17 protein-coding genes are annotated in these 16,039 nt (G+C 48.7%); 7 read left to right on the forward strand and 10 right to left on the reverse strand.

The features are described from left to right. Window positions 1-4 precede the first annotated feature (4 nt). Window positions 5-1,087, reverse strand: a complete 1,083-nt coding sequence (gene hemH, locus ORJ01_RS11725; protein ID WP_306178181.1) for a ferrochelatase — start codon at window positions 1,085-1,087, stop codon at window positions 5-7. 178 nt (window positions 1,088-1,265) lie between these two features. Here hemH and ORJ01_RS11730 point away from each other — a divergent pair, with 178 nt between their 5' ends. Both ORJ01_RS11730 and ORJ01_RS11735 read left to right on the forward strand, forming a co-directional pair. Continuing rightward, window positions 1,266-1,703 (forward strand): hypothetical protein, encoded by a 438-nt coding sequence (locus ORJ01_RS11730; RefSeq protein ID WP_229584409.1) that lies wholly within the window; start codon window positions 1,266-1,268, stop codon window positions 1,701-1,703. Beyond that, window positions 1,700-2,830 carry a PQQ-dependent sugar dehydrogenase gene (locus tag ORJ01_RS11735; protein WP_306178182.1) on the forward strand — a complete coding sequence of 377 codons (1,131 nt, stop codon included), beginning with the start codon at window positions 1,700-1,702 and terminating at the stop codon, window positions 2,828-2,830. Before ORJ01_RS11730 ends, ORJ01_RS11735 begins: the two co-directional genes overlap by 4 nt. Before the next feature lie 192 nt (window positions 2,831-3,022). On the opposite strand, the gene ORJ01_RS11740 is transcribed toward ORJ01_RS11735, so the two are convergent. The 8 genes from ORJ01_RS11740 to ORJ01_RS11775 form a co-directional block, all read right to left on the reverse strand. Continuing rightward, window positions 3,023-3,502 carry a peptidylprolyl isomerase gene (locus ORJ01_RS11740; RefSeq protein ID WP_226750211.1) on the reverse strand — a complete coding sequence of 160 codons (480 nt, stop codon included), beginning with the start codon at window positions 3,500-3,502 and terminating at the stop codon, window positions 3,023-3,025. A 146-nt stretch (window positions 3,503-3,648) separates the two neighbouring features. After that, window positions 3,649-4,449 carry a tryptophan synthase subunit alpha gene (trpA, locus tag ORJ01_RS11745; protein WP_306178183.1) on the reverse strand — a complete coding sequence of 267 codons (801 nt, stop codon included), beginning with the start codon at window positions 4,447-4,449 and terminating at the stop codon, window positions 3,649-3,651. After that, window positions 4,449-5,648, reverse strand: coding sequence for a tryptophan synthase subunit beta (gene trpB / locus ORJ01_RS11750; protein ID WP_229584407.1), 1,200 nt, complete (start codon window positions 5,646-5,648; stop codon window positions 4,449-4,451). Before trpB ends, trpA begins: the two co-directional genes overlap by 1 nt. Next, complete coding sequence (gene trpCF, locus ORJ01_RS11755) at window positions 5,641-7,044, reverse strand: bifunctional indole-3-glycerol-phosphate synthase TrpC/phosphoribosylanthranilate isomerase TrpF (protein ID WP_306178378.1); 1,404 nt, start codon at window positions 7,042-7,044, stop codon at window positions 5,641-5,643. The genes trpB and trpCF overlap by 8 nt, the downstream gene beginning before the upstream one ends. Before the next feature lie 22 nt (window positions 7,045-7,066). Further along, window positions 7,067-8,107: an anthranilate phosphoribosyltransferase gene (gene trpD / locus ORJ01_RS11760; RefSeq protein ID WP_306178184.1), complete on the reverse strand. Its 1,041-nt coding sequence runs from the start codon at window positions 8,105-8,107 to the stop codon at window positions 7,067-7,069. Continuing rightward, entirely contained in the window at window positions 8,107-8,733 is a 627-nt protein-coding gene (locus tag ORJ01_RS11765) for an aminodeoxychorismate/anthranilate synthase component II (protein WP_306178185.1), read from the reverse strand. The genes trpD and ORJ01_RS11765 overlap by 1 nt, the downstream gene beginning before the upstream one ends. Window positions 8,734-8,735: 2 nt before the next feature. Next, window positions 8,736-10,307, reverse strand: coding sequence for an anthranilate synthase component 1 (locus ORJ01_RS11770; RefSeq protein WP_306178186.1), 1,572 nt, complete (start codon window positions 10,305-10,307; stop codon window positions 8,736-8,738). A 374-nt stretch (window positions 10,308-10,681) separates the two neighbouring features. Further along, a complete protein-coding gene (locus ORJ01_RS11775; protein WP_226750205.1) occupies window positions 10,682-10,861 on the reverse strand; it encodes a DUF6435 family protein in 180 nt (59 codons plus the stop codon). Window positions 10,862-10,981: 120 nt separating this feature from the next. Between ORJ01_RS11775 and ORJ01_RS11780 the strand changes: the two genes are divergently transcribed. The 5 genes from ORJ01_RS11780 to rluB are packed head-to-tail and all read left to right on the forward strand — an operon-like array spanning window position 10,982 to window position 14,821. After that, window positions 10,982-11,860, forward strand: a complete 879-nt coding sequence (locus tag ORJ01_RS11780; protein ID WP_306178187.1) for a PHP domain-containing protein — start codon at window positions 10,982-10,984, stop codon at window positions 11,858-11,860. Further along, window positions 11,857-12,477, forward strand: a complete 621-nt coding sequence (locus tag ORJ01_RS11785; RefSeq protein WP_226750203.1) for an L-threonylcarbamoyladenylate synthase — start codon at window positions 11,857-11,859, stop codon at window positions 12,475-12,477. The genes ORJ01_RS11780 and ORJ01_RS11785 overlap by 4 nt, the downstream gene beginning before the upstream one ends. 12 nt (window positions 12,478-12,489) lie before the next feature. Next, window positions 12,490-13,311, forward strand: coding sequence for a ScpA family protein (locus tag ORJ01_RS11790; RefSeq protein WP_306178188.1), 822 nt, complete (start codon window positions 12,490-12,492; stop codon window positions 13,309-13,311). Then, window positions 13,311-13,907, forward strand: a complete 597-nt coding sequence (gene scpB / locus ORJ01_RS11795) for an SMC-Scp complex subunit ScpB (protein ID WP_306178189.1) — start codon at window positions 13,311-13,313, stop codon at window positions 13,905-13,907. Before ORJ01_RS11790 ends, scpB begins: the two co-directional genes overlap by 1 nt. Next, entirely contained in the window at window positions 13,907-14,821 is a 915-nt protein-coding gene (rluB, locus tag ORJ01_RS11800; RefSeq protein ID WP_226750200.1) for a 23S rRNA pseudouridine(2605) synthase RluB, read from the forward strand. Before scpB ends, rluB begins: the two co-directional genes overlap by 1 nt. A 215-nt stretch (window positions 14,822-15,036) precedes the next feature. Here rluB and ORJ01_RS11805 read toward each other — a convergent pair whose 3' ends face one another. Further along, on the reverse strand, window positions 15,037-15,837 hold the full coding sequence (locus tag ORJ01_RS11805; protein ID WP_306178190.1) for an SDR family NAD(P)-dependent oxidoreductase: 801 nt from the start codon (window positions 15,835-15,837) through the stop codon (window positions 15,037-15,039). Between the last annotated feature and the right edge of the window lie 202 nt (window positions 15,838-16,039).

The following is a 16,039-nucleotide window of genomic DNA, read 5'->3' on the forward strand; positions in this document are numbered from 1 at the left end:
GAGTTTATTTCACTTCCTCGTGGTTAAGTTGCTGCGCCCGAGCCAGTCTGTCAGGATCAGCGGTAATTTGCCAGCCTTGTAAATTATCTAAAATAAGCTGTGTTAGCGCTTCAATATGCGCAGGGCTGTCATTCAGTGCGGTAATGTATTCGTAACGCTCACCGCCGGCGTGCTCAAAATACTCTTTGTTTTCTTCCGCGATTTCTTCAATCGTTTCTAAACAATCGGCAGCAAACCCTGGGCAGAACACTTGCACGCTGTGCACACCTAAACCCGGTAACGCTTTTAGCGTTTCATCGGTATAAGGTTTTAACCATTCTTCGCGGCCAAAGCGCGATTGAAAGGTGGTCATGTACTGATCTTTTCTTAAGCCGAGTTGTTCGGCGATCAAGCGTGAGGTCTTGTAGCATTCACAATGATAGGGATCGCCATTAAGCAAATAACGCTTTGGAATACCGTGATAAGAAAACAGCAATTGATCGGTTTGGCCATGTTGCTGCCAATGTGCTTGAATTTGGGCAACACAGGCTGCGATATAGGCTGGATAATCATGGTAATGGCTGATAAAACGCAGATCTGGCAACCAGCGACGCTGCATAAAGTTAGCGGCTAACGCATCAAAGGTTGAAGCGGTGGTGGCGGCAGCATATTGAGGATAAAGCGGTAGTACCAATAATTTGCGCACGCCCTGTGCCATCAAGCGTTCAATGGCACTGTCCATACTGGGATTGCCATAGCGCATGGCATAATCAACCACAACATTATGCTGTCCTGCCGCGGTAAGTGCGGCTTGTACTGCTTGGCTTTGGCTCACCGTATGAAATAACAAGGGTGAGCCTTGCTCGGTAAAAACACCGGCATAGGCTTTAGCTGAGCGACGAGGCCGAATATTTAAAATAATGCCATTTAAAATACACCACCATAATAAGCGGGGTACTTCTACCACACGAGGGTCCGATAAAAACTGTTTGAGGTAACGACGCAGAGCTTTAGGCGTGGGTTCATCTGGTGTGCCTAAGTTGGTTAATAACACGCCGATTTTATCGGCGTCGCCATGACTATAATTTTTGCTGTTGATATAACCCATAATCGGTAATTACTCTCACTGAAAATCAAAAAAGACGTTACGGCAGCGGGGAAATGACAGATCGCCAACATAAGCTTGATCTTAGCAGTTTGTGTCACGTAAACCTATTACCGGATGCAGATAATCTTGTTCTGCCGTATGCTGAGTACCTGACTTAGCGCAAAAAAGGGAATAACGGATGAAAATAATCAGTTACTTTGTACTGGCCGTGTTGTTAGCGGCTATGCTGGGAACCGCATTACAAAGCGCGGCCAATTTATGGGCGATCACCCAGCTGGCAGGTTCGGTGTCGTTAGCCGATCAATGGCGTACTTTTCTTTTCGATTTACGGCATTTTATGCCGCTATTAGCACTGATCTTTTTGCCCATTTTGATATTGAGTGTGCTATCAACCAAGCTGATTTGTCGGTTCTTGCCATTGCAACCGCTGGCCGCCATGTTTGCGGTAACAGCATTAGCAACTTGGTTAGCCCTTAACCTGATTAATTATTTAGCCCCTATGCCCACGCTGATTGCCCTGAATCGCAGCAATAGTGGCACCTTGTTATTGCTCTGTTGCACCGCTTTTGCAGCGGTATTTTTTCAATGGATGACAGCGAAGCGGAGTACGCGATGAACATGTCTATCGTCAAAAAACTGAAAGCTTTACACCAGCTTGCCCTGAGTTTAACGTGCAGCGCCTTGCTCAGTTTGCCCTTAGTGGCCGAAACCGCTTGGCGCATTGATACCGTGGCCAGTGATCTCGATTTTGCCTGGTCATTGGCCTTTATGCCCGACGGGCGTTTTTTAGTCACCGAGCGCACTGGCCAGCTGGTTATTCTGAATGCCGATGGCAGTGAAGCCAAGCGGCAAGCCGCGGCCTTGCCTGATATGTTTGTGGCTGCGCAAGGGGGTTTACTTGACGTGCTGCTGGCGGCTGACTTTGACAGTAGCGGTCGGTTATTTTTAAGTTACTCGTGCGGAAACTTAAATGCCAACAGTACCTGCTTAGCCAGTGCCCAATTAATAAATGATGAATTAACCGCCATTCGCCCCATTTTTCGGGCACAGCCCGAGCGACGCGGCGCCGCCCATTACGGTGGGCGTATGGTGCAATTACCCGATGAAACTTTAGTGTTAACCTTAGGCGACGGTTTTGACTATCGGGAGCAGGCGCAAAATAAAGCCAATCATTTGGGTAAAACGGTGCGTCTAACGGTGGATGGGGCGGTGCCTGCCGACAACCCTTTTGTTAATCAGGCGGGTATAGCTGGGGAGATTTTTACGCTGGGTCATCGTAACGTGCAAGGCATTGTCTATGATCCACAAACCGGGCAACTCTTTAGCCATGAGCATGGGCCTAAAGGGGGGGATGAATTAAACCTGCTAAGTGCCGGGCAAAACTACGGCTGGCCAGTGGCCACCTATGGTGTGGATTATACCGGCGCGCGTGTCTCGCCTTATCAGCGTTTTGTGGGCATGCAAGATCCGTTGTATGTTTGGACGCCATCCATTGCCCCGGCGGGTATGACCTTGTATCAAGGAGCGTTATTTCCAGAGTGGCAAGGGAATATCTTTGTCAGTGCCTTAGCCGGTAAAGCGTTACATCGCTTGCAATTAACGGCGGGCAAAGTCACGGCAGAACAAGTGCTGTTAGCGGATTTAGCCACTCGCCTACGGGATGTGCGCACGGGGCCAGATGGGGCGATTTACCTGTTAACCGATGGCGCTAAAGGACAGTTACTGCGTTTATTACCGAATTAGCGCGAAGTGTTGGCGTGTTTAAGCACTCACTAATCTGTTTGCTGAATGCATTAAACTTAGGCTCATAAAAAACGCAGCGTCAAAGCGCTGCGTTTTTTATTTTTAAGCCAATGGCGGTTGCCGCTGAACGGAGATCATTGCTCCGTAAACTAAGAGCGAGAAGCGTAAAACTTTTAGCGCAAGGCTTAATGCTTAATGCTGATGCCCACCTGCGCCGTGGGCATGGCCATGCGCAAGCTCTTCTTCGGTGGCTTCACGTACCGACAAAATCTCGATATGAAAAGTCACTGTTTTACCGGCTAAGGGGTGGTTAGTGTCTACGTCAGCTTTAAACATACCCATTTTAACGATGGTGACTTGGCGCTCGCCATGATCGGTATTAACCCATGCCACCATACCCGGTTTCCATTTTTTGGCACCTTGTAGGTGTTTAACTTGTACGCTTTGAATGGCATCGGCTTTGCGCTCACCATAAGCATCCACCGGAGCCAGTGTTACTTCTAGCGTGTCGCCAGCGTTTTTATCTTGTAAGGCTTCTTCAAGCTTTGGCAGCATTTGATTGTGGCCATGTAAATACAACATGGCATCACCTTGGCGTGAGCTTTCAAGCTCAGTGCCGTTTTCGGTGATTGTGTAATGAAATTGTACAACACTGTTAGAACTGATTTGCATGGTGAGTCATCTTCTGAAGGTTATCGTGGCGCTATTATAACGCGCTCGCAGGCGGTGTCAGAGAAATTTGTGCAGGTTTTAAAAAACGGTGTAAGCCTTTACAGCAAGACGATCCGCAGCCTTAGCCAACGGATCGTCTGTAACGCTTAGCTGGCGGCTTTCATCTCGCTCACAAATTTCTGCAACTTACTGAGCATTAAAGCCGGATCGGCTTGGTTTTGCTCAATAATGTTAACAATTGCCGAGCCGCTGATCGCACCGGCTGCGCCATTATCAATGGCTGCCCGTACTTGCTCTGGTGAAGAAATACCAAAGCCAAGTAGTGGTGGCGCCGGATTATAAGCACGAATACGTTCAATCAAAGCTGCGGTTGGCATCGCCGCTTTGGTTTCGGCACCGGTTACCCCAGCACGACTTAACAAATAGGTGTAGCCACGGCCATAAGAGGCAATCGCACGTAAGTCATCATCATCAACATTTGGCGGCACAATATAAATCGGTGCAATATTGTGTGCCATGGCCGCTTGACGGAACATTTTACTTTCGCTCAGTGGCACATCCGCAATCAGCACGGAGTCAACGCCTGCGGCAGCAGCCGTCGCATAAAACGTGTCCAGGCCTTTTGCCATAACCAAGTTTGAATACAGCAGTAAACCAATGGGAATGTTTGCATCATAGGCACGAATACGCTTAATAATATCGAAACACATGGCGGGGGTCACACCCGCAGCCAGTGCGCGGATATTGGCATTTTGAATGGTGGGGCCATCGGCAATCGGATCTGAGAACGGAATACCTAACTCTAAAGCATCAGCACCGCCATCAATTAAGGCTTTAATAATTTGAAACGACAGCTCGGGCTGTGGATCGCCCACGGTAACGAACGGCACAAAAGCGCCACGTTTTTCGTCACTCAGCCGCTGAAACATCTGTTGATAACGTTGCATTACTCTGCTCCTTGCTGTTGTGCGGCTAATACACTGTGCACGTGCGATAAGTCTTTATCGCCGCGACCCGATAAATTAATTAATAGCACCATGGGCTCGGTTGCTGCTTCGGCCATTTTAATGGCGTGCGCTACGGCATGAGAGCTTTCTAATGCCGGAATAATCCCCTCTTTCATGGCGAGTAACTGAAAAGCCGCTAAGGCTTCGTCATCGTTAATGGCCACGTATTCAGCACGACCAATTTGTTGTAAATGGGTGTGTTGTGGCCCAACAGCGGGATAATCCAAACCGGCTGAAATAGAATAAGATTCTTCAATTTGGCCATCGGTGGTTTGCATAATCGCGGTGTAAGCACCGTGCAAAATACCGTAACTACCGGTACTTAATGCCGCACCATGTTGATGGGTATTAATCCCTTTACCACCGGGTTCTACACCGATTAAACGCACGCCAGACTCTTCAATAAAGTCGGCAAAAATACCGATAGCGTTTGAGCCGCCACCGACACAAGCGATCACTGCATCGGGTAATTGACCTTCCGCTTTAAGGATCTGTGCTTTAGCTTCTTCACCGATCATCCGTTGGAAATCACGCACAATAGTAGGGAAGGGGTGAGGGCCCGCTGCGGTGCCTAACATATAGTGAGTGGTTTCGTATGTCGCAGACCAGTCGCGCATCGCTTCGTTCACGGCATCTTTCAAGGTACCTGAACCGGCGGTAACTGGGATCACGGTTGCTCCCATTAGCTGCATCCGAAATACGTTCGGTTGCTGGCGCTCAATATCTTTAGCGCCCATATAAATGCGACATTTTAAACCCAGTAGCGCACAGGCTAAAGCGGTTGCCACACCATGCTGGCCCGCGCCGGTTTCAGCGATCACTTCTTTTTTACCCATGCGTTTCGTCAGTAACGCTTGGCCTAAAACCTGGTTGGTTTTATGGGCGCCACCGTGCAGTAAGTCTTCACGCTTCAGATAAATTTTCACCAGCGGGTTGGGTGATAAATTGCGGGTTAGCGTTAATGGTGTAGGCCGACCGGCATATTCCGTCAGCAATTGTTGAAACTCGGCATGAAACGCCGGATCTTGTTGAGCGTCAACAAAGGCCGCTTCTAATTGCTTTAAGGCGGGCACCAACAATTGCGGCACAAACATACCGCCATATTGGCCGAAGTAAGGATTAAGTTTTAGCTCACTCATGTGGGACACTCTTCTTAGTCAAAAAATCAAATTCACGGATCCGCTGAAAGGCACTGGCGATTTTCGTCGCGTCTTTCAAACCGGCAGCCGTTTCGAGGCCGGAATTCATATCTAAACCGGCAACCGGCAGTGCTAAGGCGGCACTGAGATTATCGGGGTTCAAGCCACCGGCTAGCATAATCGGCTGTTGGCTTTGCAGTTGTTGCAGTAAACGCCAGTCGAAACTGACACCCGAGCCACCATGCTGTTGTGGATGAAAGCTATCTAATAAGATGCGATCAGCTAAGGCGGTAAACGCCGGTAATTCGGCTTGTACTCGATAGGCTTTCCATATTTCACAGCCGGTTGGCAATAAAGGTTTTAATGCCTGTAAATAAGCATCGTCTTCATCGCCATGTAACTGTACGGCGGCTAAGGCTAATTGGCTTGCTAAACGGGCCACTTGCTCTTTTTCGGCGTTTACAAATACGCCGACAAAGCGTAGCGGGGCCGCTTTGACTAGCTCGGCGGCTTGCTCGGCGCTTACCGCGCGAGGTGAGGCCGCTGCGAATATCAGGCCACCATAATAGCCACCGGCTTGATAGACCGCTTGCACATCTTCAGCACGGGTTAAACCACACACTTTATGCTCGCCAATAATTAAGCGATGACAGGCGCCGGCTAAATCGGCTTGCGCCATAAGCGAACTGCCCACTAAAAAGGCATCGGCTACGGTTAATAATTGCCGCACTTGCTGATTTTGATAAATGCCTGATTCGGATACCACGGTGCGATCCGCCGGGATCAGCTGCCGTAAGCGTACGCTGGTTTGCAGATCAGTACTCAAATCGCGCAAATTACGATTGTTAATGCCAATTAACTCCGCCCCTAGATTGACGGCACGTAAGGTTTCTTGCTCATTACTCACTTCAGTTAAGATTGTCATACGCAGTTGTTTGGCCACCGTTGCCAACTCGCGATACTGCGTATCATCTAAAATCGATAACATCAGCAGGACTGCGTCGGCACCGGCTTCACGCCCTGCGTAAATCTGATAGCTCGAAATAATAAAATCTTTGTGCAGCAAGGGTTTGTCGGTAAGCGTACGCATTTGCTTTAAATACTGATAGCTACCCTGAAAGAAACTGCTGTCGGTCAGAACGGAAATGCCATCAGCATAGCAGTTATAAACGCTGCTAATTTCGTTTAAATCAAAATGTTCACGGATCAAGCCTTTGGAAGGTGAAGCCTTTTTACACTCTAAAATAAAACGGGCACCCGGTTGTTGTAACACTGCTAAAAAATGACGCTCAGTGGCGCTCACCTGATCGATAAACTGCTCAAGCGGGCGCTGTGTCATCATTTCAGCGACTTCGAGTCGTTTTTTATCGACAATTTTTGCCAAAACCCCTTCAATTATCACCTGGGGTGTCGTTGTTTCAACCACGACTTAACTCCTTCATGCTGTGCAACGTTTGCAGCGCTTTGGCGCTGTGCAGATGCTCTAATACTGCGCGGGTATTCACTTTTAAATCAGTACCTAAGCCTGCAATTTTTAGCATCGCCGCCACATTAACTGCCACCGCCGTTAAATGTGCTTCTGGCGCGGTGCCCGCTAAAATGGCTAAGGTTGCTGCCGCGTTATCGGCTGGCTCACCGCCTTCTAGGCTGCTTAATGCTTGCGGCTCTACCCCAAAATCGGCAGGGGTTAGGGTAAATTCGCTAAGCTCGCCATCTTTTAATTGGCAAACATAGGTATTGCCATGTAAAGCAATTTCATCACAACCACTGCCGTGTACAACCCAAGCGGCTTTCGTGCCCAATTGTTGTAATGCCTGCGCCATCAGTTTGCACAGGCCAGCATCATACACCCCTAACAGTTGAAAATCAGGTCGGGCTGGGTTAATTAGCGGCCCTAGTAAGTTAAACAGGGTACGGCTTTTCAAGGCGGTGCGCACCGGCATCGCGTGCTTGATACCACTGTGATAAAGCGGTGCAAACAAAAAGCTACAATTGCTGCCTTTTAAGGTGGCCGCGGCTTGCTCTGGGCTAACTTGAATATTAATGCCAAGGTATTCCAATAAATCGGCTGAGCCTGAGCGGGATGACACACTACGATTACCGTGTTTGGTTACTGGCAAGCCCATGCTGGCCGCAACGATGGCTGCAGTGCTAGAAATATTAATGGTGTTGCTGCCATCACCGCCCGTACCACAACAATCAATAGTGCCACTGACTGGCGTTGGAAAGGGGGTAGCGGCGGCTAATAAGGCTTGTGCTGCCCCGGTAATTTCATCGGCAGTTTCGCCGCGCACTTTTAAGGCGACCAGCAAGGCCGTTAGCAGCACGGGTTCAACCTGGCCTTGCACAACAGCCGTAAAAAATTGTTCGGCTTGTGCACGGCTCAGGCTTTTGCCATTCAAGGTTTGCTGCACCAGAGGCAGAATGTGCTGCGTCTGAGCATGTTGAGGCTGCGCCATCAGTCTTTACTCCTTAGTAAATAGGCAATGCTTTGTTGCAACAACGGCTTACCCAGTGTGGTGAGAATGGACTCTGGGTGAAACTGAAAACCCAGCATCCGTTGGCTTTCGTTTATCACGGCCATTGGGATATGCCGCTCAGTGGCTAATACATCCAGACTATTCGGCAGTTCGGTGGCCATTAATGAATGATAGCGCGCCACAGGAAAAGGCCGTGGCAAGCCATTAAACACCGGGTGTTCGTGTAACGTTATTGCTGACGTCTTGCCATGTACGGTCTCACCGGCGCGTCCGACCAGTCCGCCGTAATGTTCTACGATAGCTTGATGGCCCAAACAAATCCCCAGCACCGGATAGACACCCGCAGCAAGGCGTAATAAGGCGGGCATGGAGCCCGCATCACCCGGTGCGCCAGGCCCTGGCGAAAGCACTAATAAAACCGGGCCAGTTTCTTGCTGCATTTTGTTGAAAATAAATTCAGCCGGTACGGTGTTGCGATACAGTTTTAACTGGCAGCCCAACTGTGCAAATTCATCGACAAGGTTATAGGTAAAAGAGTCGATATTATCTAATAAATAAATCGTTGGCATGCGGCTTCCTAAGGTCGTCATGGCTGGCGTACTCATGCTTAGTACCCCGCCTGTTGAATAGCTTTAATCACGGCTTGTGCTTTATTGCGGGTTTCTTCCGCTTCTAGCACGGCAACAGAATCAAATACCACGCCGGCTCCGGCTTGAATATGTGCCATGCCCTGCGCAACATAGGCTGAGCGTATGACAATACAGCTATCAAAATCACCATTACCGGCTAAATATCCCACGGCACCGCCATAAGAGCCGCGCTTTTGGCCTTCAACTTGGCGAATTAATTCAGCGGCTTTCACTTTGGGTGCGCCCACTAAGGTGCCCATATTCATGCAGGCTTGATACGCGTGCAGGGCATCTAATTCTGGTTTTAAGGTACCGACCACACGTGAGACCAAGTGCATGACATAAGAGTACCGATCCACTTTTAATAGCTCTTTAACATAGCGACTGCCGGGTACCGCGATACGCGCTACATCATTTCGGGCTAAGTCGACCAGCATTAAATGTTCGGCTTTTTCTTTTTCATCTTGGCGCAGTTCTAACTCAATACGGCTGTCTAAATCACGATCAATGCTGCCATCGGCGGCAAAGCCACGGCGACGCGTACCCGCAATAGGGTAAATCTCAACTTGCCGGTTGTCGGCAGCAAATTTTAAAGCCGACTCTGGCGAGGCACCAAATAAGCAAAACGCTGGATCTTGTAAAAAGAACATATAAGGGCTGGGGTTAAGCTGCTTTAATTTGGCATAGGCCGCTAAAGGGTTGGGGCACGGCAGTGAAAAACAACGCGAAGGCACAATTTGAAAGACATCGCCGGCAACAATATGCTCTTTTAAGTTTTCAACTTGGCTGGCAAAATCGTCATCGCTAATATCAACCGATACGCTGCTATCTGTGGCCGGTTTGCCTGGTGCTAACGGAGGGGTTTGCGCCAGTTGCTGTTTTAGTTGCTCTAGGCGTTTACCAATGGCAAAACAGTTGGCAGGGGCATCGGCGCCACAAAATACGTTGCCGACCAAGCGGCTTTGCTGGCGCTGATGATCAATCGCTAGGGCGGTTTCTGCCAGATAAAACACATAATCAGGGCATTGATTAGACTTGACCGGCACGTCGGGCAATTGCTCAATGTTTGCTACCATGTCATAACCAATCACGCCGCCTAAAAAGATGGCAAAAGGCTCATCACTTTGGCCGCGTAAGCTTTGCTGTACTAAACGCAGCGCACTAAAAGGGTTAGCTTCAGTTAAACGACTGATTTCATCTAACAGCGGATCGGGGCGTTTAAATTCTGCTATAAGTTGTTCACCGCTTAATGTGACCTGCGCTAAATCGGCAAGCTGCTCGGCTAAATAGGGTAATAAGCCTAAGCCATTATTGCTTAATGCATCGATGGTGACCTGTTGCCCGTTACATTCTAAACGCAGCGACGCATCAATTAACATTAAGCTGTTAACGCTATTTTTGCTGTCAATTTCAGCCGACTCTAGCAGTAATGAGCAACGGTCGGCCGAGCACAGTGACGCATAAGCGGCTAAAGCATCAGCCTGATAAGGCACAGGCAGTGCGATACTGGCGACTTCGCCTGGGGTATCGGTGATATGACTAAAAATCATCGGTATTATCCTTTACACAAACCAGCTATAAATTCAGGGTAAAAAAAAGCCCGTTTCTTTTTGAAACGGGCTTAGGTTATTAAAGCGAATACAACGCCTACACATGCCCGTTGGGAATGTGCCACCACCAGATGTTCAGGTTAGCGAAAGTCGTGAATTGCATTGGTTTTAACCACCTCTAAAAAATCAGGCTACATCAAACCGCGAAAAGCGCGGCGCGTCAAGAGCAAATTGTTATTTAAGGCGATTAAACCGTAAAGAAGGCTGAACGGCTGTGTTGCAGGTCACTTATCCGCTGTTCAGCGAGCAAAAAAATATTAATTAGCTTGGGTTTATCATCAGTCTAGAGCCTCTAATGAAAAAACGCTGAGCGCTTATTTGTTGGCTTGGGCTTTTAATTCCGTTAGTTGTTGCCATAACGCTTCGCTTTCTTCGGTGAGGTCGGCAAATAATCGCATGTCACCATTACGCTGAGCATGCATCGCTTGCTCGAGTTTGGCATCGTAACGTTTGCGTAATTTCTTTTCGGGATCGGGCTTTAACCATTTAAACATAATGCACTCATCAGTTGTTTGCTGTGCGCCTTTGTACGCAAGCAAGCTTGGCTTGGTTCTTTGTTTGTTGGGCTTTCTAAGCGATTATGCGACAATAGCGGTTGTTAAAAAGGAAACTGCATGAAAATTGACTTACACAGTCACACAACTCATTCCGATGGTCTGCTCAGCGTCAGTGAACTGCTGAGCCGAGCACTTAGCGTAAAGCTAGATGTGCTGGCCATTACGGATCACGATACCATTAGTGGCTTAACAGAAGCGCAGCAATGGCTAAAAGCCGAGCAAGCGCCGGTTAAGCTTATTGCCGGCGTCGAAATCTCTACTGCTTGGCAAGAATTTGAAATTCATGTGGTGGGCTTAAATATCAACGCCGATTGCCCGCAATTTCAAGCCCGCTTGGCTTTACAGCAGCAGCGCCGGTTTGAGCGCGCAGAAGAAATCGCTCGGCGTTTAGCGAAAGCCAACATTGCTGATGCGCTGCCTGCCGTGTTGGCTTTAACCAACGGCGGGGCCATCACGCGCACGCACTTTGCCCGCTTTTTAGTGAATAGCGGCCACGCTAGCTCGATGAACACCGTATTTAAAAAATACTTGGCGCGCGGTAAAACCGGTTATGTGCCAAATAATTGGGTGGCGATGGCTGAAGCGATCCAGTGGATCCACGATGCGGGCGGCCAAGCCGTGTTGGCGCATCCGTTAAAATACAAATTAAACGGCAAATATTTAAAACGTCTGGTGCAAGACTTTGCGCTAGCCGGTGGTGATGCTTTAGAGATTATCTCGCCACAACAAACCTTAGTGCAGCGGCGTGAGCTGTGGGCATTGGGTCAACTTCACAATTTAACTGCTTCTGTCGGTTCAGATTTTCATCAGCCTACGGCTTGGAATGAGCTAGGAAAGCATCTATATTTACCGGATGATGTTACGCCAATTTGGGCGGATTGGGCACTTCAGCCCACAGCAACCGACACCGCTAATTTGCAAGGGCACGCACTATGAGTCAGTTTTTTCACATTCACCCCGATAATCCACAGCAACGTTTAATTAAACAAGCGGTGCAATTGATTCAAAAAGGCGGCATTGTTGTGTATCCCACCGACAGTGGTTACGCTCTGGGCTGTCATATGGGCGATAAAGCCGCGATGGATCGTATTTTACAAATTCGTCAAGTCAGTGGTGATCACAACTTTACCATGATGTGCCGTGATTTATCTGAGTTGTCGGTTTATGCCAAGGTTGAAAACAGCGCCTTTCGCTTGATCAAAAATAACACACCGGGGGCCTATACGTTTATCTTACGCGGTACTAAAGAAGTGCCACGTCGTTTGTTAAATGAAAAGAAAAAGACCATCGGTTTGCGTATTCCAGAGCATAAAATTGCTTTGGCGTTACTGGAAGAGCTTGGTGAGCCGATGCTGTCAACCAGCTTGATTTTACCGGGTAATGAATTTGCCGAAGCTGATCCTGATGATATGCGCCAACAATTAGAGCGCCAAGTCGATTTGATTTTACATGGTGGCGTGATTGGCGAAGATCCGACTACCGTAATTGATTTATCGGAAGAAAGCCCGGTTATCATCCGTGAAGGCCGTGGTGATGTGCGACCCTTTCAGTAATTGACTGAAAACATGAGCGAGCCCTTTAACAGCCTCACCATTCAGCAGGTTTTGCCGTTGGCTTATGTGCGCGGCGAAGCGGTGTTAGAGCGGCCAGAAGACCTCTATATTCCCCCTGATGCGCTAGAAGTGTTACTCGATGCGTTTGAGGGGCCTTTAGATTTTTTACTGTACCTGATCAGACGGCACAAATTTGATTTAGTGGCGTTGCCTGTGAATGAAATTACCCTGCAATATATGGAATATATCAACCTGATGCAGGAGTTAAACTTCGAATTGGCTGCCGATTACTTAGTCATGGCCGCCATGCTGGCAGAGATTAAATCGCGCTTATTGCTGCCGCGCAGTCAGGCCGCGGAGGAAGACGAACAAGATCCGCGTGCCGAATTAGTGCGTCGTTTGCAGGAATATGAAATTTTTAAACAAGCGGCCAGTGATTTAGATGTCTTACCCCGTGCTGAGCGAGATTTTTTCACGGCGAAAGCCAGTTTAGCTGATAACTTTAGCCCACTCCTGATTTTACCTGAAGTCGACTTTACTGAGTTACTGGCGGCGTTAAAAGACGTGGTAAAACGGTCGCAAGCACTGCAGCATCATCATATCAAACGCGAACACTTATCGACGCGCGAGCGGATGAGCCGTATTTTAGCGTTATTACAGCAGCGGCAGGGTTTTGTGGCCTTTAGCGATTGCTTTGAACTGCAAGAAGGCCGCGAAGGCGTTGTGGTGAGCTTTTTAGCGATTTTAGAGCTGACCAAAGAGAAGTTAATCGAACTGACGCAGGTGGCGCCGCTTGCACAAATTCATGTCAAACTGACGATTAATGAGGCATAATGGCGCGCAAACTAAATGACGTTCAATTACTGCAGTTACTCGAAGCCGCTATTTTTGCGGCAGATAAGCCGTTAAGTCGGGCAGAACTGCAAGCGACAGTCTTGGTCGATTTTGCCGTAAGTAGCCGAAAACTCTCACAAAGCCTAACGCAGTTACAACAATATTACAGTGCGCGTGGTATTCAGTTAGTCGAAACAGCAAGTGGTTTTCGTTTTCATACTCGCCCAGAATTAAGTGATGCGCTAGCCCAACTATGGCCTGAGCGTTCACCACGATATTCGCGTGCGGTATTAGAAACCTTGGCCTTGATTGCTTATCGTCAACCGATCACCCGGGGTGAAATTGAAGAGATCCGGGGTGTGTCGGTGAGTACACAAATTATTCGCACCTTAACCGAGCGCGCCTGGGTTAAAGTGGTTGGGCAAAAGGAAGTGCCAGGTCGACCGGCGTTGTATGCCACAACGGCTACGTTTTTAGATTATTTTGGTTTAACACATTTAAATGAATTGCCGCCATTAGCTGAGTTTCAAGCTTTGCTAACGGATGAAACGGCAGAATCCTTATCCACCGTCGAGATGACAGGAGAGCTCCACTAATGAGTGAAAAGTTACAGAAAGTTTTAGCCCGTGCTGGTGTAGGTTCACGCCGCGAAATGGAAGATTGGATCAGCCGTGGTCGTGTTTCGGTAGATGGCAAACCGGCCACCTTAGGTGATCGCGTAGAGCCCACCCAAGCTATTCGTGTTGATGGCCACCCCGTGCAAATCGCCAGTGAAGAGCAACAGATCTGCCGCGTATTGGCTTATCATAAACCAGAAGGTGAGATTTGTTCGCGTACCGATCCGGAAGGTCGGCCTACGGTGTTTTCACGTTTGCCAAATATCAAAGGCGCACGTTGGATTGCTATTGGTCGCTTAGACATTAATACCTCGGGTTTGTTGTTGTTCACCACCGACGGTGAGTTAGCTAACCGCTTAATGCATCCAAAATTTGAAGTTGAACGTGAATATGCCGTACGGGTATTTGGCGAGATCAACGATGCGATGATCCAACGTTTACGTACCGGCGTTGAGTTAGAAGATGGTAAAGCCAACTTCAAAAAAATCAAAGCGTTACCGGGTGAGGGCATTAATCGCTGGTTCCATGTAGTGTTAACCGAAGGCCGTAATCGTGAAGTACGCCGGATGTGGGAATCACAAGGTGCTGTGGTCAGCCGTTTGATCCGCGTGCGTTACGGCGATTTACTCCTACCTAAACATTTACCTGCTGGTGGTTATGCCGAATATCCACTGGATGAAGTAAATTACTTACGCAAACTAGTGCATATGCCTGCCGAAACGCAAACCTTGGTGAAAGCTGAAGACCGCACCGAGCGTCGTCGTCGTATGGCCAGCATGAAACGCGCAGTACGCAAGTTCCAAGCGGCAGAAAAGAAGCCATCAGCGGATAAAAAAGTCGCCACGGATAAGCGTCCGGCAGCGGATCGTAAATCGAGCAGAAAGCCGTCTTAATCAAATAAAACACTCACTTAATGGCTGTTAAGGCCATTAGGTGAGTGCGAAAATTCAGTTTACGTGGGCTGCTTGAAAGACAGTTTAACAACCCGCCGCTTTTGCACTGCTGAGATTGACGACGACGGGCCTGCGGTTTTTCGCTTAGCTCAGCAGATAAACGCCGTGTCATAAGCAGTCAGTTATAGCATTGCACCTTAACTGCCAATACTAGATTAACGCACCTTACTTTTTCGGATCAGTTTATACAGCAGCTCTGGAGCAAAACGCCCCAACACGCTGGCAAATTTCTCTTTTAAACCGCCAACCACCAAGTAACTTTTACCGCGGCACAGCCCCTTTACGGTAATTTTGGCAAATTCTTCCGCCGACATGCCTTGTGCTTGCGCATCATCCATCTTACCTAAGGCTTCGCCATTGCCTGTTAACGCATTCATCGAAACTGCGGTTTTTACAAAGCCCGGAAACACCACCGCAACACGGATCCCTTGTTCATAAAGCTCAGCGCGGGCACTGTTCGCCCATAAATGCAGTGCTGCTTTCGCCGCTGAATAGCTGCCACGAAACTGCGTACCGACTAAACCCGCCACGCTAGAGATAAACACCAGTTGGCCATGACCTTGCTTTAACATGACGGCTAAAACACGCCGGCTCAATGCCACTTGCGCAAAGTAATCGATTTCCATAATTTTGCGATCGGTTGCTGCGCTGGTATCCATCACCATGGCTCGTTGGCTGATCCCCGCATTATTGATCAACCAATCTACCTGGCCATAATGTGCGACAATAGCGTCGAGTGCTTGTTGCTGCCGTGCTTCATCGCAAACATCCAATGGCACACACAGGTGTCGCTCGGGTGCAAGCAAGCTTTGCTGCACCCGTTGTAATTCCGCTTCACGCCGCGCACTAAGCACTACCTTGGCACCGGCTTTTGCTAGCTCGTGCGCCAAGGCCTCACCAATACCACCAGAAGCCCCGGTGATCCACACAACTTTATCTTGCAGTGATACGCTCATCTATTTCGCCATTGTCGCTTACATGTACCTGATGTTAGGGCAAAGCGCTACTGACTGTCAAAATAAGCTTTTACTAATAACCACAACTGGTCCAACCGCACTCCGAGACAGGTAAGACCACACTCAGAGACAGGTCCAACCACACTCTGGTACTGGTCTGACCGCACTCCGAGACAGGTTCAACCGCACTAAGAGACCGGTA

Origin of the sequence: Alishewanella sp. SMS8 (assembly GCF_030737935.1) — a bacterium.
Lineage (GTDB): Bacteria > Pseudomonadota > Gammaproteobacteria > Enterobacterales > Alteromonadaceae > Alishewanella > Alishewanella maricola.